At 71.4% G+C, this 18,901-nt stretch carries 16 protein-coding genes; 14 read left to right on the forward strand and 2 right to left on the reverse strand.

All coding sequences use genetic code 11. From position 1 onward, the window contains the following. Positions 1 to 617: 617 nt before the first annotated feature. Positions 618 to 1,445, reverse strand: a complete 828-nt coding sequence (locus RM788_RS26750; RefSeq protein ID WP_315934520.1) for an HAD-IB family hydrolase — start codon at positions 1,443 to 1,445, stop codon at positions 618 to 620. Between the two features lie 445 nt (positions 1,446 to 1,890). Here RM788_RS26750 and ssd point away from each other — a divergent pair, with 445 nt between their 5' ends. The 8 genes from ssd to RM788_RS26790 all read left to right on the forward strand — a co-directional run bounded on the left by ssd (position 1,891) and on the right by RM788_RS26790 (position 8,470). Further along, on the forward strand, positions 1,891 to 2,955 hold the full coding sequence (gene ssd / locus RM788_RS26755; protein ID WP_315934521.1) for a septum site-determining protein Ssd: 1,065 nt from the start codon (positions 1,891 to 1,893) through the stop codon (positions 2,953 to 2,955). A gap of 858 nt (positions 2,956 to 3,813) precedes the next feature. Further along, positions 3,814 to 4,968 (forward strand): TadA family conjugal transfer-associated ATPase, encoded by a 1,155-nt coding sequence (locus RM788_RS26760; protein WP_315934522.1) that lies wholly within the window; start codon positions 3,814 to 3,816, stop codon positions 4,966 to 4,968. Beyond that, the gene (locus tag RM788_RS26765; protein WP_315934523.1) at positions 4,965 to 5,765 is read left to right on the forward strand and encodes a type II secretion system F family protein; all 801 of its coding nucleotides are present in this window, start codon (positions 4,965 to 4,967) and stop codon (positions 5,763 to 5,765) included. The genes RM788_RS26760 and RM788_RS26765 overlap by 4 nt, the downstream gene beginning before the upstream one ends. Further along, positions 5,762 to 6,319, forward strand: coding sequence for a type II secretion system F family protein (locus tag RM788_RS26770; RefSeq protein ID WP_315934524.1), 558 nt, complete (start codon positions 5,762 to 5,764; stop codon positions 6,317 to 6,319). The genes RM788_RS26765 and RM788_RS26770 overlap by 4 nt, the downstream gene beginning before the upstream one ends. Before the next feature lie 37 nt (positions 6,320 to 6,356). Continuing rightward, entirely contained in the window at positions 6,357 to 6,536 is a 180-nt protein-coding gene (locus RM788_RS26775) for a DUF4244 domain-containing protein (RefSeq protein WP_315934525.1), read from the forward strand. Beyond that, on the forward strand, positions 6,533 to 6,880 hold the full coding sequence (locus RM788_RS26780) for a TadE family type IV pilus minor pilin (RefSeq protein WP_315934526.1): 348 nt from the start codon (positions 6,533 to 6,535) through the stop codon (positions 6,878 to 6,880). The genes RM788_RS26775 and RM788_RS26780 overlap by 4 nt, the downstream gene beginning before the upstream one ends. Positions 6,881 to 7,035: 155 nt before the next feature. Continuing rightward, positions 7,036 to 7,560: an Rv3654c family TadE-like protein gene (locus tag RM788_RS26785; protein ID WP_315934527.1), complete on the forward strand. Its 525-nt coding sequence runs from the start codon at positions 7,036 to 7,038 to the stop codon at positions 7,558 to 7,560. 265 nt (positions 7,561 to 7,825) lie between these two features. Next, positions 7,826 to 8,470, forward strand: a complete 645-nt coding sequence (locus RM788_RS26790) for a bifunctional DNA primase/polymerase (protein WP_315934528.1) — start codon at positions 7,826 to 7,828, stop codon at positions 8,468 to 8,470. On the opposite strand, the gene RM788_RS26795 is transcribed toward RM788_RS26790, so the two are convergent. Further along, positions 8,440 to 10,821 (reverse strand): DEAD/DEAH box helicase, encoded by a 2,382-nt coding sequence (locus RM788_RS26795; RefSeq protein WP_315934529.1) that lies wholly within the window; start codon positions 10,819 to 10,821, stop codon positions 8,440 to 8,442. The two genes, RM788_RS26790 and RM788_RS26795, sit on opposite strands and share 31 nt — an antisense overlap. A 255-nt stretch (positions 10,822 to 11,076) precedes the next feature. Between RM788_RS26795 and RM788_RS26800 the strand changes: the two genes are divergently transcribed. The 6 genes from RM788_RS26800 (at position 11,077) to RM788_RS26825 (ending at position 18,868) form a co-directional block, all read left to right on the forward strand. Continuing rightward, positions 11,077 to 13,374: a sodium-translocating pyrophosphatase gene (locus RM788_RS26800; RefSeq protein ID WP_315934530.1), complete on the forward strand. Its 2,298-nt coding sequence runs from the start codon at positions 11,077 to 11,079 to the stop codon at positions 13,372 to 13,374. 125 nt (positions 13,375 to 13,499) lie between these two features. Further along, the gene (locus RM788_RS26805; RefSeq protein ID WP_315934531.1) at positions 13,500 to 14,084 is read left to right on the forward strand and encodes a hypothetical protein; all 585 of its coding nucleotides are present in this window, start codon (positions 13,500 to 13,502) and stop codon (positions 14,082 to 14,084) included. 119 nt (positions 14,085 to 14,203) lie between these two features. Then, complete coding sequence (locus RM788_RS26810; protein ID WP_315934532.1) at positions 14,204 to 14,845, forward strand: hypothetical protein; 642 nt, start codon at positions 14,204 to 14,206, stop codon at positions 14,843 to 14,845. 64 nt (positions 14,846 to 14,909) lie between these two features. Continuing rightward, positions 14,910 to 15,518 carry a hypothetical protein gene (locus RM788_RS26815; RefSeq protein WP_315934533.1) on the forward strand — a complete coding sequence of 203 codons (609 nt, stop codon included), beginning with the start codon at positions 14,910 to 14,912 and terminating at the stop codon, positions 15,516 to 15,518. A 104-nt stretch (positions 15,519 to 15,622) separates the two neighbouring features. Continuing rightward, the gene (gene topA / locus RM788_RS26820) at positions 15,623 to 18,394 is read left to right on the forward strand and encodes a type I DNA topoisomerase (protein WP_315934534.1); all 2,772 of its coding nucleotides are present in this window, start codon (positions 15,623 to 15,625) and stop codon (positions 18,392 to 18,394) included. An 18-nt stretch (positions 18,395 to 18,412) separates the two neighbouring features. Beyond that, positions 18,413 to 18,868: a hypothetical protein gene (locus RM788_RS26825; protein ID WP_315934535.1), complete on the forward strand. Its 456-nt coding sequence runs from the start codon at positions 18,413 to 18,415 to the stop codon at positions 18,866 to 18,868. Positions 18,869 to 18,901: the final 33 nt, after the last annotated feature.

Below are 18,901 nucleotides of genomic sequence, written 5' to 3' on the forward strand. Positions count from 1 at the left end.
CGACGCGGGATCGGGTTCGGCGGACGCGGTCAACGGGGCACCCACCAGTGCCGTGACCAGCGCGACTACCGCTAACGGACGAACGACCTGGTACACAGGGCCTCCCCAGGCGAGTTTTTCACCGCTGTGCGGGCATCTTCGCAAGTTACCCACGTCTCGGGGGGCGGTCAACGGCCGGAAAACATGACACGTCAGGGGGAATAACGCGCCCGGCGGGAAAAGGGCGGAGCCCCCGCACTCTCGTGAGGGGGCTCCGCCATCAGCACGGGCCTTCGAGTTACCAAGCGTGCAACTCGTGCCGTATCAACCTGGCCTCGGCGTCCAGCGTCCCGGTACGCAGGCCCTTGACGGCAAGCCTCCCGCGGCGTGCTGCGCGTGGGTGCTCGAAGTCCGTGCACGGAGATCCGCCGGGGTGGACGTCGCTTACCCTCTGCTCCGTCCCTGGCCGACCCGAAGTCCGCACCTCCATTTGTAGACCGTGTGCCGCGTCACAGCAAGGTCTCGGACGAGTGCACCGGTCAAGCAACGTTCAGTAGCGGAAGTTGGCCGCCCGCAGGGGTTTCAGGGTCGGGTACCGCCGATCGGGCGGCGCGCGTCACCCACCCGTCCACCGCGGTTCAGCTGCGTCGCCTGCGGCGCATCCCGTACCAGGCGACGCCCGCCGCGGCGGCCGCGCCGAGCCCGATCGCGGTGACCGCGACGGCCGTGCCGGAGGGGGTGGGGATGCGGGCGCGCAGCGACACCGGGTCGGAGAACGTGAGCACCGGCCAACCCCGTTGCGCGGCGACCTTGCGCAGCGCGCGGTCGGGGTTGACGACCGTGGGGTGGCCGACGACCTCCAGGAGGGGCAGGTCCGACACCGAGTCCGAGTACGCGAAGCAGTCCTCGAGGTCGTAGCCGTGCTTCTGCGCCAACTGCTTGACCGCGATGGCCTTGTTCTCGCCCGCGCAGTAGAAGTCGACCTCGCCGGAGTAGCGGCCGCCCGTGACGAACATCCGCGTCCCCACGCTGTGCGAGGCGCCGACCATGCTGGCGATGGGCGCCACCAGCTCCTCGCCGGAGGCCGACACCACGACGACGTCGTGGCCCTCCGACTTGTGGTCGGTGATCAGCTGGGTGGCTTCCTTGTAGACCAGCGGATCCACGATGTCGTGCAGGGTCTCGTCGACGATGGAGCGGACCTGCTCGACGTCCCACCCCTCGCAGAGCGCGGTGATGTGGGACCGCATGCGGTCCATCTGGTCGGCGTCCGCGCCCGCGAGCATGAACACGAACTGCGCGTAGGCGCTCTTGAGCACCGCGCGCCGGTTGATCAGACCCTCTTGGAAGAAGGGGCGGCTGAACGCCAGCGTGCTCGACTTGGCGATGACCGTCTTGTCCAGGTCGAAGAACGCGGCGACTCGGGTGCCTTGTGCGGGGGCTTCGCCGCTGCCGGGATCGGTCACGCGGTCAGTTTAGGCGCAGCCGCCGCGGACGCGTTTCGGTTGTTTACGAAGAGGATGTGCGGCCACCGCGGAAATTCCTCGTGTCCCTCTAACGGAAGACACGCACCACCCCCGCTTGTGGGGATACAGTGGGGGAGTCCGGCTCTGCCGGACAGGTTCAGTCCGACCCCCCGGGACTGAACCGATGACGACCCCCGTCCCTCCCCCCTGGCGGGGGTCGTCCCATGTCCGGGGTCGGGTGGAACGCGTTCTGCTCCCGCCGTTCGACGCCCAACCCCCCAGCTTCCCGCACACCACCGACAGTTCCGGCGTTCCGCCGTCGAGTTGTCCACAGGCCGGGTGGTTGTCCACATGTCGATCTTGCCGCCTTGTGGCATCCCCCACGACAGCCGACCGTTGGACCAGGGCCCGCACCGGGTCCGGGAGTCGACGGAGGTGGGTCGGGGTGGACACGGGACGACCGGTGGCGCTGGTGCGCGACGAGGTGCTGCTGGACGAGTTGCTGCGCCTGGCGGCCGCCGCGGGGTGCGAACTCGACCGCGTGCCGGACGCCGCGGCGCTGCGCGCCAGGTGGAAGGACGCGCCGCTGGTCCTGCTCGACGAGTGGGCGGCCTTCGAGTGCGGGCAGGCCGACCTGCCCCGCCGTGCGGGCGCCTACCTGGTCAGCACCGGGCCGCCCTCGGAGCAGGTGTGGCCGCAGACGTTGGTGCTGGGACTGGAACGCGTGGTCGTGCTGCCCGCCGGCGGCGAGTGGCTCATCGGCACGCTGGCCGACCTCGCGGAAGGCCCGCCGAGCGGTGAGGGCCGGGTGGTCGCCGTGCTCGGCGGCCGGGGTGGCGCGGGAGCCTCCGTCCTCGCCGCCGCTTTGGGCCAAGCCGTTCTCAGCTCCGGCCGCCAAGGCCTGCTCGTCGACTGCGACCCGTTGGGCGGCGGCCTCGACCTGACGTTGGGCGACGAGTCCCACGAGGGCCCGCGCTGGCCCGAACTCCACCTCTCGGGAGGCCGGGTGGCCGCCTCCGCCCTGCACTCCGCGCTCCCCGGCCGCAGCGGCAAGCACGGCCGCCTGACCGTCCTGTCCTGCGACCGCGACGGCCCCGGCCCGGAACCCGACGCCGTGGCCGCCGTCGTCGAAGCCGGCCGCAGAGCAGGGGAAACCGTCATCTGCGACCTACCCCGCCACCTCACCGTCCCGGCACTGGCCGCCCTCAGCCGCACCGACCTGGCCGTGCTCGTCGTCCCGGCCGAGGTCCGCGCCTGCGCCTCCGCCAAACGCATGGCCCACCAGCTCACCTCCCACGGCGTCACCCTCGGCCTCGTCGTCCGCGCCCCCGGCCCGACAGGCCTGCGCGGCAAGGAGATCGCCGAATCCGTCGGCGTCCCGCTCCTCGCCTCCATGCGCCCCGAACCCCGCCTCGCCACCGCCCTCGACAACGGCCGCTTCCCCACCACCACCCGCGGCCCCCTGGCCCGCGCCGCCAACTCGGTCCTGACAGCCCTCCACAACCGCTGACCCACTGCCGTCGCGCTGCTACGTCAGTTGTCGCCTGTTTCCCTTCCGCCCCAGCGCTTCTCGCCTTGCCACGTCAGGTTCCGTTCCGCGGAGAGCCCGCCCCGGCACTTCTCAAGGCTGACCGAAGCCCGCCTGTCCAACTCCGAACAGGATCGCGAGCGCTTCCCGCGAGCGCCCACGATCCGCCCACCCTCTGCCAACTGCCCTTTGTCCTCATCCGGCTTCCCCGGCATCGCGCGAACACTGCTTTCCGGTCAACCGAACCGGCACCTCCGCTGACCCCATCGAGGGTCCGCCTATCCAGCACTGCCTTCCCAGTTGCCAGCCGTTTCCCCTTCAGCCCAACGCTTTCAGCGTTGCCCAGGCCGAAGCGCCACTCCACCCTGGCACCACCTCCGCCCTGACCGCCGAGACCACACCTGGCGGTCCCGTTCGCCTATCCCCAACAGCCGAGGTCGCGACATCCGCCGCTTCGATCCGCCCACCCCTCTGCCAACCGTCATTTGTCCTCATCCGGCTTCCCTCCATCGCGCGAGCACCGCTTTCCGGTCAACCGAACCGGCACCTTCGCTGGCCCCATCGAGGGCCCGCCTGCCCAACCCCGCTTTCCTCATTTGCCGGCCGTTTCCCTTCCAGCCCAACGCTTTCAGCGTTGCCCAGGCCGAAGCGCCACTCCGCCCGACACTTTCTTTTCGCTCTGGCACCACCTCCGCCCCCTGGCCGCCGAGACCACACCCGGCGGCCCCTTCGCTTCTCCCCAACAGCCGAGGTCGCGACATCCGCCGCTTCGGTCCGAACAGGATCGCGGGCGCTTCCCCGAGAGCGCCCGCGATCCGACCATCCCTTCAGGAGTCCGTCATGAGTGCTGATCTGGTCGAGCGCGTCCGCCGCCGTCTCGCGACCAGCCGGGCCGAGCTGACCTCGGCCGCGGTGGCCGAAGCGGTCCGGGACGAGGCGGGCGGTGTGCTGGGCGACGCCGAAGTGCTGTCCGCCCTGACGCTGCTGCGCCAGGAGTTCACCGGCGCGGGTCCGCTCGATCCGCTGCTGGCCGACCCGGACACCACCGACGTGCTCGTGACGAGCCCCGAAGACGTGTGGGTGGACGGCGCGCAAGGCTTGCGCCGCACGGGGATCACCTTCCCCGACGAGGCGGCCGTGCGCAGGCTGGCCCAACGGCTGGCCGTGGCCGCCGGTCGCAGGCTCGACGAGGCGGTGCCCTGCGTCGACGGCTGGCTCTCCGGCTCCGGTCCGGCGGGCCGGGTGCGGTTGCACGCCGTCCTGCCACCCATCGCCGCCTCCGGGACGTGCTTATCGCTGCGCGTGCTCCGCCCAGCCGTCCACGACCTGGCCGAACTGCGTTCCCGCGGCACCTTCGACCAGCCAACCGCGGACCTGCTCCGCGAGATCGTCGAAGCCCGCTTGGCGTTCCTCGTCACGGGCGGGACGGGTTCCGGGAAGACCACGCTGCTGGCCGCCTTGCTGGGCTGCGTCCCGCATACCGAACGCGTCCTGTGCGTGGAGGACGCGGGCGAACTCCAGCCGCAGCACCCGCAGGTGGTCCGCCTGCTGGCCCGACCGGCCAACATCGAGGGCGCGGGCGAGGTGGCGGTTCGCGAACTGGTCCGCCAGGCCCTGCGGATGCGGCCGGACCGCATCGTCGTCGGCGAGGTGCGCGGGGCCGAGGTCTGCGACCTGCTGGCCGCGCTCAACACCGGCCACGACGGCGGGGCGGGGACGTTGCACGCCAACTCCCCGGCGGAGGTCCCGGCCCGCCTCGAAGCGCTGGCGGCGCTGGGCGGCCTGGACCGCCCGGCCCTGCACAGCCAGTTGGCCGCGGCCGTGCAGGTGGTCCTGCACATGCGTCGGAATCCCGACGGCACCCGACACTTGGCGGAGATCGGCGTGTTCGAACGCCGGATGGACTCGCTCCTGGTCCGCACCGCCTGGCATCACGACCGCCACCGGCAACCGGCGTGGCCCGTCCTGCAGACCCTGCTGGGACGGCCCCGATGACCGCGCTGAGCCTCGCCGCACTGGCCACCGCGCTGCTGGTCCTGCCCGCGGCGGCGGCGACCCGCAGGCTGCGCGCCCTCCGACCGCCCGACCGCGGCCGAACCCGCGGGCCGCACCGATCGGTCGCCGTGCTCGCGTGCTGCGTCCTCGTTGGACTGGTAGGCGGTCCAGCGAGCCTGATCGCCGCCGCCATGATCGCCGCGGTCCTGTGGCGCGCGCGCCGTTCCCGAGCGGTCCGGCGATCCCGGCTGGCGGGCTCCGCCACGATCGCGGCGGGCCTGGCCGCGTTCGTGGCGGAACTCAAGGCCGGGGCACATCCGGCCGCAGCGGCGGCGGGCGCCGCGCAGGACACCGGGGAACCGGCCGCCACGGTCCTGACCACCATCGCGTCGACCGCGCGCCTGGGCGGCGACGTCGACACCGCTCTGACGACCCTCGCCTGCGCGAGGCCGGAACTGGCCGCGGCGCTGGGCCCGCTCGCACGGGCCTGGCGGCTGGCGGACAGCCACGGGGTCCCGCTGGCCGACGTGCTCGACGCGGTCCGCCGCGACCTGGAACGCCGGGTCTGCTTCGCCGAGCAGGTCAAAGCCCGCATGGCGGGTCCGGAGGCCAGCGCCGCGATCCTCGCCGCGCTCCCGGCCTTCGGCGTGCTGCTCGGCGAGTTGAGCGGCGCCCACCCGTTGCACGTCCTGACCTCGACCACCCCCGGCCAAGTCCTTTTGGTCCTGGGCGCGCTGCTCATCTCCGGGGGTCTGCTGTGGAGCGCGAAGCTCACCGACCAGGCGGTCCGCTCATGATCCTCCTGCTGCTCGCCCTCGCCCTCCTCGTGCTGCCGTCCCGCGCTCCGGTGCTGGCCCGGCTGCGCCCGCCGGTACCGAAGCCGGAACGGGCGGTCCGCCCGAAGGCCGACGACCCGTTCGCCACCGCGGCGAGCTGGGACCTCCTGGCGGCCTGCCTGCGGGCCGGTCTGCCGGTCGCCAACGCGGTCCGCGCCGTCGTCGACGGCCTCCCACCACCGGCCGCTGCCTGCCTGCGGCAGGTCGGCGACCTGCTGGCACTGGGTGCCGACCCGGTGACGGCGTGGGCTCCGGCCCTGGCGAACCAGGACACCGCCGCACTCGCACAGGGCGCCCGCCGAACCGCGCGTTCGGGCGCCGCCTTGGCCGCACTGGCCGCCGACCTGGCCGCCCGAGTACGCGAAAAGATCGCCGACCAAGCCGAAGCCCGCGCTCAACGCGCGTCCGTCCTCGTGGCCGGACCGCTCGCCGCCTGCTTCCTACCCGCCTTCCTCTGCCTCGGCGTTCTCCCGGTCGTGATCGGACTGGCGAACCGCCTCGCCACCACCTGGTGACCAAAACCCTTTGTGGGACAACCGAAAGCGAGCCCCCGTGTACCGAACGATCCACTCCGCCCTGCGGGACGACAGCGGCATGATCTCGGCCGAATACGCGCTGGGAACACTGGCCGCGGCAGCCCTGGCGACCACGCTCTACCTGCTGGCGAGCAGCGACGCCGTCTCCGCCCTGCTCAAATCCCTGCTGGACCGCGCACTCGCCGGTCCCACATGACCCCTGCCGACGACCGGGGCGCCGCGACGGTGGAAGCGGCCATCGCCATCTTCAGCCTGGCCCTGGTCCTCACCCTGGGGTCCGCGGCCGTGGTGGCGGTCGCCGACCAGCTCCGCTGCACCGACGCGGCGCGTGAAGCCGCGCGCCTCGTGGCCCGCGGCGAACCGGAACGAGCGGAGTCCGTCGTGACCGCCATCGCCCCGGCGGGCGCACGACTGGAGGTCAGCACCGACGACGACGCGGTCCGGGTGGTCGTCGTCGCCACACCCGCGAACGGCCTGCTGCCCGGTGTCCACCTCGAAGCCACCGCCTACGCCGTCCTGGAACCGACCACCGACAACTGAGCCGGCGCGAGAACGCTCCCGGATGAAGGACAGCGCACAAAGAACAAGGAGGGAGTTCCGGCCACCGGCTTCGGTGGGGAGGCACCGCGCGGCTTCCCACCGTGCCACCGGCGGTTCGCCGAACGGCGACAGCAGACAACAAGGAGGTGCCGTCCATGGCGGATGACCGCGTGGACGACCGGTTGGACGACCGCTTGACGGATGACCGAACGACGAATGACCGCACGGCGAACGGCCGCGTGGACGACCGGGCGGACGGCCGCACGACGAATGACCGGGCGGCTGACCGCGTGGATCGCAGGGTGGGCGACAGGGCGGACGGAGGCGTGGATGGAGGCGGCGTGATGGCGGACGACCGCGGGGTGGCGACCGTGGTCGGTGTGGCCTGCATCGCGGTGTTCGCGCTGCTGATCGTGTTCGGCGTCCGCCTTGGCGGCGTGGTGGTCGAACGGCACGAGGTGGCCGGAGCGGCTGATCTGGCGGCGTTGGCCGCCGCCGCCCACCTCACCGACGGGCCGGTGGGGGCGTGCGATCGGGCGCGGTGGGTCGCCGAGCGGATGGGCAAGCGGCTGGGCGAGTGCGCGGTGAGCGGTTGGGAGGTCGTCGTCCGGGTGGACGGCGCCGTGTCGGTGTTCGGTACGCCGAGCGTTCGGGCGAGGGCGGGGCCGGCTGAAGGGTGAGGAGGGGGCGCCGCGATGAACGGTCATCCATCCACGGTGAGCGGACTCACACACGGGCTGTTGCCGAGGTGAAGGTGGAACGAACGTTCGGCGGACAGTTCTGCCGGCCGCTGTTCGGGGATCGCTCGCCGTGCCATTCCGACCAGTTGTCGACGGGGAGTTACATCCGAGGCCGCTCATGCCGTTAATTGGAGTAGCGGCACCGACGCGGTGTCCGGCAGTACCGACACAGTGTCAGTGTTCACGTAGTTGGAGGCGACAGAGCATGGAGTGGTCGGATAGCTGGCGCGGGGCCTTCCGCATCGAGCTGCGGGCAGAGGCAGTGGGCCTCGCGTGGCACGGGTGGCCTGTGCTGCCGGGTACCTACCCAGCCGGCTCGGAGAACGGCGCGGTCCAGTGGACCGGGCGCGGTGGTGTGGAAACCGACGGTCCGGTGCCGGTCCACAACGACTGGCAGGAGCGCATCGGCACCAAGCCGCAGCAGGTCGCGGCGTGGTGGAGCGGCGCGTCCTACAGCGTGCTCGCCGCCACCGGCCACGTGCTGGACGCCATCGAGGTGAGCGCCGACCTCGGTCGTCGTGCCGCCATGGCACTGCGCACCATCGGCCTCCCGGTGCCGATCGTCGCCACCCCCGCGGGTCAGTGGATGTTCCTGGTCGAGTCCGGCCAGTCGCTGCGGGCCGATCTGGCCGCGCACGACGACATCCGCCACTACGGCGAGGGCGAGTACATCGCGCTGCCGCCGTCCCCCGTGCAGCACGGTGTCGTGCACTGGCGCGTCAAGCCGCAGATCTGCGGCTGGAAGCTGCCGGTCTCGCGCATCGTGCAGGACGCGCTCGTCGAGGCCGTCCAGATGCCCTCGCTGTTCATGTCCAGCGCTCAGCGGCTGGTGGCCGCGGAGCTGGCCTGACCCCTGATCTGGCCGTGCTGGGTGTTGTTGGTTCTCTCCCCGACAACCCCGAGAACAGTGCCCAGCACGGCCATTCCACCTGCTTTGTCCAGCGGTTCGTTGCCATTCCCGCACTTCGGCGACTGAACGCAGGACGGGCACCCTGCCGGACACGCGCACGAAGCGATCGCTTCCCGAGTAGCGACCAACCAGGGGATCACCGCGGCGAAGCCGCGGTCGGCGAAGCCAGCCCCTCCTGGGTGACCGTCATGCACGAACACCGTCGCCTCCCCGGTGTCAGCGTGCAGAGCGGTCGACACACCGCCGATGTCCCAGCGGTCACAGGTCGCGAACAGCGGTAGCAGGCCGATCGCCGCGTGTTCGGCGGCGTGCAGTGCACCGGGGACGCGCGCGGGATCCAGACCCGCGCCCCCCGGTGCACTGCCCACCAACAGCTTCTCGGACACCGTGTACCAGACGGCCCTGGTGAGCAGCACCTGCTCGGGCATGTCCAGCGGCACCTGGTCGATCACCTGACCGGACGGCAGCCTCCGCAGGTAGCCCACCACCTGCGACGTCACCTCGACCTCGCCCAGGCACACCGAAACGCCGTCGTAGCGCCGCTCCTCGACCGTCCGCACCACCGTGATGTCGACGGACTCGCGCGCCATCGTCGACCAGTCCGGCCGGGCGGCGTGCACGAGCGCCAGCCCCTGGTCCAGGTCCAGGTCGTCGACCAGGTAAGACTCGCCCTGGTGCAGGTACACCGCGCCCTGGTGGACCGACCGGTGCGCCGCGCCCGGATCGACGGTGCCGAGCATCCGCCCGGAATCCGCCTCCACCACGACGACCTGGTCGCCACCGGAGCCGCGGATGTCCACGTCGGCGTGCGGGCGGTCGTGCGAAGCCCAGTACCAGCCGTTCGACCTGCGTCGCAGCAGCTTGCGCGCCACCAGGTCGGCCAGCACCGGCAGGACCGCGTCACCGCCGAACTCCGCCAAGCCCTCCTCGGTCAGCGGCAGCTCCGACGCGGCGCACGCCAGGTGCGGGGCCAGCACGTACGGGTTGGTCGGGTCCAGGACCGTCGCCTCGATCGGCCGGTCGAACACGGCGGGCGGGTTGTGCACGAGGTAGGTGTCCAACGGGTCGTCGCGGGCCACGAACACGACCAGCGCGCTGTCGCCCGACCGCCCGGCGCGGCCCGCCTGCTGCCAGAACGACGCCAGCGTGCCGGGGAAGCCCGCCACCACGACGGCGTCGAGCCCGGCGATGTCGACACCCAGTTCCAGAGCGTTCGTCGTCGCGACGCCGAGCAGCTCGCCGCTGGACAGCGCGCGCTCCAGCGCCCGGCGCTCCTCGGGCAGGTACCCGGCGCGGTAGGCGGCGACCCGCGGCGGCAGCGAGTCGTCGACCTCGGCCAGGATCCGCTTGGCGCCCATCGCCGTCAGCTCCGCGCCGACGCGGGACCGCACGAACGCCAGCGACCGGGCGCCCTCGACCACGAGGTCGGCCAGGATCCGGGACGTCTCGGCGCCCGCCGAACGCCGCACCGGGGCGCCGTTCTCGCCCGCGAAGTCCTCCAGCAGCGGCGGCTCCCACAGCGCGACCGTGCGCGACGCGCGGGGCGAGCCGTCCACCGTCACGGCCGCGCACTCGGCGCCCAGCAACCGGCCCGCGGACGCCGCGGGGTCCGTCACCGTCGCCGAGGCCAGCACGAACACCGGGTCCGCGCCGTACTTCCTGGCGACCCGGCGCAGCCTGCGCAGCAGCAGCGCGACGTGCGAGCCGAACACACCCCGGTAGGCGTGGCACTCGTCGACCACGACGTACTTCAGCCTGCGGAACAGCCGGATCCACCGCGTGTGGTTCGGCAGCATCCCGCGGTGCAGCATGTCCGGGTTCGTGAACACCCAGTTCGCGTACGCCCGCACCCAGTCGCGCTCGGCCATCGGGGTGTCGCCGTCGAACGACGACGCGTGCACCCCCGGCACGGCCAGCCCCTCGACGGCGCGCAGCTGGTCCGCGCCCAGCGCCTTGGTCGGCGCGAGGTACAGGGCGGTCGCGCGCGGGTCGGTGGCGAGGGCGGTCAGCACCGGCAGCTGGTAGGCCAGCGACTTGCCGGACGCGGTGCCGGTCGACAGCACGACGTTGCGGCCCGCCCAGGCCAGCTCGGCGGCTTCCACCTGGTGGGACCACGGTTGGGAGACCCCGCCCGCGCGCACCGAGTGGATCACCGGATCGGCCGCCCACGAGGGCCACTGGGCCAACCGGGCGGCGCGACGTGGCATATCGGTGACGTGCGTCAGAGGCGATTCCCCGGCGGGTACTCCGGCGATCACCCGCTCCAGCAGTCGGCGTCCCTGGTCGGCCACGGTCGGCAGCTTGGCACACCCCACCGACAGTTCCGACGACCCGTCGGGACGCGTAGGACCGCACCCAGCGCGGATAACGGTGTGTGCACGGAACGGGACGGATCGTTGCAGGCTTGCGGGCTATGAATAGACTCCGCCGAATCGCATCCAATGAGGGGTGCATCACGTGGTGTCGGGGCTGACGCACGAGTTGGCCGGTTGGATGGCGCGACGAGGTGCGGTCCCCTGTTGGGCAAATACTCACCAGGAGGACGGATGTCCCGGCAATTCCTCGCGGAGGGCCTTGAACTCTCCGGAGGTGATCGCGGCGTAGTCGCCGTGATCGCCGTGGTCGCCCTGGCAGCCCTTGCCGTCGGCTACGTACTGCTCAGGGAGGTGCTGGCCGCAGGCCAAGGCACCGAAAAGATGCAGGAAATCGCGACGGCGGTCCAAGAGGGCGCAGCGGCTTACCTCAACAGGCAGTTCCGCACGCTCGCACCCTTCGTGGTGATCGTTTTCGTCCTGCTGTTCGCCCTACCGGCCGATGACCTGAACGAGCGGATCGGCAGGTCGCTGTTCTTCATCTTCGGCGCTGTCTTCTCGGCCAGCATCGGCTACCTCGGCATGTGGCTGTCTACCCGCGCGAACGTGCGCGTCGCGGCCGCGTCGAAGGAGGAGGGCGGACGGGAGAAGGCGACCCGGATCGCGTTCCGCACCGGTGGCGTCGTCGGCATGATGACCGTCGGCCTCGGCCTGTTCGGTGCCGCGGTCGTGGTGCTCGTGTACTCCGGCCAGGCCCCGAAGGTCCTGGAGGGCTTCGGCTTCGGCGCCGCGCTGCTCGCGATGTTCATGCGGGTGGGCGGCGGCATCTTCACGAAGGCCGCGGACGTCGGCGCCGACCTGGTCGGCAAGGTCGAGCAGGGCATCCCCGAGGACGACCCCCGCAACGCCGCGACGATCGCCGACAACGTCGGTGACAACGTGGGCGACTGCGCGGGCATGGCGGCGGACCTCTTCGAGTCCTACGCCGTGATGCTCGTGGCGTCGCTGATCCTCGGCACCGCCGCGTTCGGCGCGCAGGGCCTGCTGTTCCCGCTCATCGTCCCCGCCATCGGCATCCTCACCGCCGTCATCGGCGTGTACACCACCAAGGCGCGGGTCGGCGAGAACGGCCTCGCGGCGATCAACCGCTCGTTCTACATCTCCGCGGTCATCTCCGCGGTGCTGTGCACCGTGGCGGCGTTCCTGTACCTGCCCAGCTCGTTCGCGAACCTGGACGGCGTGTCGGACGAGATCAAGGGCACCAGCGGCAACCCGGCGCTGATCGCCACCTTCGCGGTGATCATCGGCATCGTGCTCGCGGGCGTCATCCTCTGGCTGACCGGCTACTACACCGGCACCGAGCACAAGCCCGTCAAGGAGGTCGGCCGCACCTCGCTGACCGGCGCCGCGACGGTCATCCTGTCCGGCATCTCGGTCGGCTTCGAGTCGGCGGTCTACACCGCGCTGGTGATCGGCGCGGCCGTGTACGGCGCGTTCCTGCTGTCTGGTTCGGTCGTCGTGGCGCTGTTCGCCGTGGCGCTGGCCGGTTGCGGTCTGCTCACCACGGTCGGCGTCATCGTCGCCATGGACACGTTCGGCCCGGTCAGCGACAACGCCCAGGGCATCGCCGAGATGTCGGGCGACGTCGACGGCGAGGCCGCGCAGATCCTGACCGAGCTGGACGCGGTGGGCAACACCACCAAGGCCATCACCAAGGGCATCGCGATCGCGACTGCCGTGCTGGCGGCGACCGCGCTGTTCGGGTCGTACAAGGACGCCATCACGCAGTCGCTCGCGAAGGTCGGGGCGACCTTCGACAACGCCGACTTCGTCGCGTTCACGCCGAACGTCCTGGTCGGCCTGATCATCGGCTCGGCCGTGGTGTTCATGTTCTCCGGTCTCGCGGTCAACGCCGTGACCAGGGCCGCGGGCGCCATCGTGTTCGAGGTGCGCCGCCAGTTCCGCGAGAACCCCGGCATCATGGACTACTCGGTGAAGCCCGAGTACGGCCGCGTCGTGGACATCTGCACGAGGGACTCGCTGCGCGAGCTGGCCACCCCCGGCCTGCTGGCCGTGCTGGCCCCGATCGCCGTGGGCTTCGGCCTGGGTGTCGGGCCGTTGGCGGGCTTCCTCGCGGGCGCGATCGCGACCGGCACGCTGATGGCGGTGTTCCTGGCCAACTCCGGTGGCGCGTGGGACAACGCGAAGAAGCTGGTCGAGGACGGCAACCACGGTGGCAAGGGCTCCGACGCCCACGCCGCGACGGTCATCGGCGACACGGTCGGCGACCCGTTCAAGGACACCGCGGGCCCGGCCATCAACCCGCTGATCAAGGTGATGAACCTGGTGTCGGTGCTGATCGCGCCCGCCATCGTCACGTTCTCCATCGGCGCGGACGCCTCCACGGCCATCCGCGTGACGATCGCCGTCGTCGCGGTGGCGATCATCGTGGCGGCCGTCGTGATCTCGAAGCGCCGCGGTACCGCGATCGCGGACACCCCGGCGGAGTCGGTCGCCAACGGCGCTTCCTAGCGCCGGTGTAGCAACCGACCGGCAAGCACCACCCGAAAGGCGCGTCCGGGTCCTCAGGGACCGGGACGCGCCTTTTCGGTTCACACTGGACGGGTCCCACCGCCGACCCGATCCAGGAGTCCGACATGAGGTCCAGCCTCGCCGCGCTGGTCACCGCCGCGGTGCTGCTCGCCGGGTGCACCTCGGGCGGCGGCACGACCGCCGTCCAGTCGACCCGGCCGACCGCGTCTACCGCGCCGTCCGCCGATCCGGCCATCGCGTACATGGACCGGGTCTGCGCCGCGACCTCGGAGTTCGCGGGCGCGGCCAAGTCGCCCCCGGCGCTCGACACGACCGACCCGGCCAAGCTGAAGTCCGACATGGCCGCGCACATGGGCCAGCTCGCGGGCGCGTTCGGCAAGTCCGCCGCCGACCTGCGCGCCATCGGCCCCGCGCCGGTGGCCGGGGGTGACGAGCAGGTCGCGAAGATGGCGACCACGTTCGACGAGGTCGCGCAGGTCTTCACCGACGCGAAGGCCAAGGTGGAGGCCGCCGACGCGGCCGACCCGAACGGCGGCTTGCAGGCCGCGAGCGAGGCCATCGGTAAGCTGGCCGAGTTCAGCGTGCCGCTCAAGGACCTCGAGACCAGTCCTGAGCTGCTGGCGGCCGCGGAGAAGGCACCGCGGTGCCAGTCGATCCGCGAGCCCGCCACGCCGACCACGACCTCGTGACGCTGCGGATCTCGATTGGGGTACGAGACCCCGAATGGTCCAGCAAACAGGGCCAAGCGGGTCACGTCGAGGAGTAAGTTCCCCCCTCTGCTCCACCTGACCGACTACTGGGAGTTCTCATGAGGCACCGCCTCGTCGCGGTCGGCGTCTTCGCCACCGCCGTTCTCGCCCTGACCGCGTGCGGTTCGCAGACCGCGGGCTCGGCCTCCGGCACCGGCACCGGCACCGGTTCGACGAGCAGCGGTTCCTCCGCCGCCGCCGCGGACAGCGACGAGAACGTCGCGTGGATCGACAAGGTCTGCGGCGCCAGCCTGGACGTCATCAAGACGCTGTCCACCGAGCCCGCGCTCGACACGACCGACCCGGCCAAGATGCAGCAGCAGTTCGCGGCCTGGCTGGGCGACGGCTCCACCGCCGTCGACGGCGCCGTGAAGAAGCTGAACGACCTGAAGGACGGGCCGCACCCGGACTCGGAGAAGCTGGCCACGAGCGCCGCCGACATCTTCAGCCAGCTCAAGACCGCACTCGACAAGGCCAAGACGGGCGTCGAGGCCGCCAACCCGAGCGACCCGGCGTCCATCGCCGCCGCGTTCGGCCAGGTCGCGACCGACATGCAGGCCGTGGCGAAGGTCGGCGAGGACTTCGACGGCGTGCTCGTGCGCTCGAACCTGGCCGAGGCCGAGAAGAAGGCCCCGAACTGCAAGGCCATCGACTCGGGCAGCGGCTCGTCCACCAGCGACTCCACGCCCCCCACCACCTGACGGCGGTGGTAGCCCCGCGGTTTGGTGGCTGACACGGGTCGAACAGGTGTTCTACGCTCCGTGCGTGGGGCAACTGTCCTTCTACTCCGCCGAGGCGCGCCAACCCGGTATAGGGGATCTGGCGGGTCTGCTTTGCGGACCCGGTCAGGCGGTGGGTTTCGGTCGCGGCACGGCGGCCCGCGTGTCGGTCGTGATGGCCGACCGCGGGCGGGCCACCGCGCTGGCCGCGGAGTGCGGTCGGCGCGGCGTCGTGGCCGAAGTGGCGACCATCGAGGAGCGCGGCGCGCTGGTCCGCACGGCGTTTCGCGCGGATCTCACCCGTTTGGCCGCCGAGTGGTTGCGGGGAGGAGCCGCCAAGGCGGTTCCCCACGAGTTCGAACTGGACGGCGCGGTGCTCAGGTTCTGGGCGCTGGTGTCCGGTGGGTGGGTCGACTCGGCGTACGCGCTGGGGCTCGACCCGGACGCCCCGGAAACGCACGAACCCCTGCGTAGAGCCCTGATCGGCTCCGGTCTGCCCGCGACGCTCGTGGACGGGCCGGACGGCGGGCCGGTGCTCAGGGTGATCGGCAGGCGCCGGCTGGGCAGGCTCGCGGAGCTCGTCGGCGACCCCCCGGCAGGTGTGGCGGAATGCACCTGGCCGGCCGTGTCGCCGGGTCCTCCCAACGGGCGTTGAAGGGCACTTGTGTCACCCTGTCCGCACCAGGCCTGCCCAGCAGGGCTGGTCGACAGTGCACACTGGCGGGTCGAAGCACAGGGTTTGGAAGAGAGCGGGACAGCGTGGCTGGATCGACACGGACGAAAAACGGCTCCGGGGCTACGGGTGACGGCAATCGCCGATTGGTGATCGTCGAGTCGCCCGCCAAGGCGCGCAAGATCGCGTCGTACCTCGGCAGCAACTTCGTCGTGGAGTCGTCCAAGGGGCACATCCGGGACCTGCCTCGGGGTGCTGCGGACGTGCCCGCCAAGTACAAGGGGCAGCCGTGGGCGCGCCTCGGCGTCGACGTCGACCACGACTTCGAGCCGCTGTACGTGGTGACGCCGGACAAGAGGTCGACCGTCGCCGAGCTGAAGGAACTGCTCAAGGGCGTCGACGAACTCTACCTCGCGACGGACGGCGACCGCGAGGGCGAAGCCATCGCGTGGCACCTGCTGGACACGCTCAAGCCGAAGATCCCGGTCCGCCGGATGGTCTTCCACGAGATCACCGAGCCCGCGATCCTCGCCGCCGCGGCGAACCCGCGCGACCTCGACCAGGACCTGGTCGACGCGCAGGAGACCCGGCGCATCCTCGACCGCCTCTACGGCTACGAGGTCAGCCCCGTGCTGTGGAAGAAGGTCATGCCGAAGCTCTCGGCGGGCCGCGTGCAGTCGGTGGCGACCCGGATCGTGGTGGAGCGCGAGCGGGAACGGATGAAGTTCGTCTCCTCCTCGTACTGGGACATCTCGGCCACGATGGACGCGGGCGCCGAGGCGACGCCGCGCAACTTCGGCGCGCGCATGGTCGCCGTCGACGGCGCCCGGCTGGCGCTGGGCCGCGACTTCGGGTCCGACGGCAAGCTCAAGGCCGGGTCCGAGGTGCGGCTGCTCAACGAGGCCGAGGCGCGGGCGCTGGCCGCGGGCCTGGTCGACGTGCCGCTGACCGTGGCGAGCGTCGAGGAGAAGCCCTACACCCGCAAGCCGTACGCGCCGTTCATGACGTCGACGATCCAGCAGGAGGCGGGCCGCAAGCTCCGCTTCACCGCGGACCGCACGATGCGCACGGCCCAGAAGCTGTACGAGAACGGCTACATCACCTACATGCGAACCGACAGCACGACGCTGTCGGAGACCGCGATCACGGCGGCCCGCACGCAGGCGACCCAGCTCTACGGCGCGGAGTACGTCGCGGCCCAGCCGCGGCAGTACACGCGGAAGGTCAAGAACGCGCAGGAGGCCCACGAGGCGATCCGCCCCGCGGGCGAGGTCTTCCGGACCCCCGGCGAGGTCGCCCGCGAGCTGGACTCCGACGAGTTCAAGCTCTACGAGATGGTCTGGCAGCGCACGATCGCGTCCCAGATGAACGACGCCCGCGGCAACACCACGTCGGTGCGGATCGTCGGCAACGCGGCGAGCGGCGAGGAGTGCACGTTCGCCGCCTCGGGCCGCACGATCACGTTCGCCGGGTTCCTCAAGGCGTACGTGGAGACGGTCGACGCCGAAGCGGGCGGCGAGTCGGACGACGCCGAGTCGCGGCTGCCGCAGCTGGTCAAGGGCCAGGCCGTCACGGCCGCGGACCTGACCGCCGACGGCCACTCGACCAGCCCGCCCTCGCGCTTCACCGAGGCCAGCCTGATCAAGACGATGGAAGAGCTGGGGATCGGTCGCCCGTCGACGTACGCGTCGATCATCAGCACCGTGCAGGACCGCGGCTACGTGTGGAAGAAGGGCTCCGCCCTGGTGCCCTCGTGGGTCGCCTTCGCGGTGGTCGGGCTGCTGGAGCAGCACTTCGGCAGGCTGGTGGACTACGACTTCACCGCCGCGCTGGAGGACGAGCTCGACGGCATCGCCGCTGGTCGCCAGCAGCGCACGACGTGGCTGTCCGGCTTCTACTTCGGCGGCACCATCGGCCCGGAGAGCTCCATCGGCCGTTCCGGCGGCCTGAAGAAGCTCGTCGGGTCGAGCGTCGAGGAGATCGACGCCCGCCTGGTGAACTCGATCGGGCTATTCGACGACGACGAGGGCCGTCCCGTCGTGGTCCGGGTCGGCCGCTACGGCCCGTACCTGGAGCGCGAGGTCATCGGCGAGAACGGCGAGCCGACCGCGCAGCGCGCCAACCTGCCCGACGACATGCCGCCGGACGAGCTGACCCTGGAACTGGCCGAGAAGCTGTTCTCGACCCCCCAGGAAGGGCGCTCGCTCGGCATCGACCCGGTCAGCGGCAACGAGATCCTGGCGAAGGAAGGCCGCTTCGGTCCGTACGTGACCGAGGTCCTGCCCGAGCCCGCGGACGAGAAGGCGGCCAAGAAGGCGCCCAAGCCGCGCACGGGCTCGCTGTTCAAGGACATGGCGCTCGACTCGGTGACCCTGGACGACGCGCTCAAGCTGCTGTCGCTCCCGAGGGTCGTCGGCAAGGACCCGGAGACCGGGGCCGAGATCACCGCGCAGAACGGGCGCTACGGGCCGTACCTCAAGAAGGGCACGGACTCGCGCTCGCTCGTCACGGAGGACCAGCTGTTCACGGTCACCCTCGACGAGGCGCTGAAGATCTACGCCGAGCCGAAGAAGCGCGGCCGTTCGGCCACCAGCGCCCCGCCGCTCAAGGAACTGGGCAACGACCCGGTGTCCGGCAAGCCGATGGTGGTCAAGGACGGCCGGTTCGGCCCGTACGTGACCGACGGCGAGACCAACGGGTCGCTGCGCAAGAGCGACAGCGTCGAGGGCCTCACCGACGAGCGCGCGTCCGAGCTGCTGGCGGAGAAGCGCGCCAAGGGCCCGGTCGCCAAGAAGAAGCCGGTCGCGAAGAAGCCCGCGGCCCCGCGCAAGAAGGCACCCGCGAAGACCAAGAGCTGATGTAGGGAAGTGGTGGCGGTGCCTGGACCCAAGGAGTTCGGACCCGACGGGACTCAAGCCCCGCCACCACCGCGCCTGTTCCCGGACGCCCTCGCGGGTCTGGTCACGGGCGAGGCCTACCACCGGCCGAAACCGGTCGTCCCCCTGCTGCCCGTCTACCGGACCCCGGTCCAGGACCCGGAGATCGCGCGGGCGGCCATCCGGGAGGCGATGCTGCACGAGCACCGGTCCCGGCCGGTGCGGACCCGCCAGCCGCTGCCGCCCCAGGGGATCGTGAGCAACCAGCGGGTGCAGTACCACGCGCCGGTCGCCCCGACGCCCCAGGCGCACGCCCCCGCCGTGGCCGTGCCGCGGCAGGCGAAGTCGCGCGGGTCGGCGTTCGGCGGCTTCCTGGTGGCGCTGCTGATCCTCGGGTCGGTCTTCTTCAACGTCATCCGCCAGGTCGTCGAGTCCCTGCTGGACGCGATCCGCTGACTCCGCCGACCCCAGCCCGCCCGTCGCGGTTAG

The sequence above is a fragment of the Umezawaea sp. Da 62-37 genome (genome assembly GCF_032460545.1).
Taxonomy (GTDB): domain Bacteria; phylum Actinomycetota; class Actinomycetes; order Mycobacteriales; family Pseudonocardiaceae; genus Umezawaea.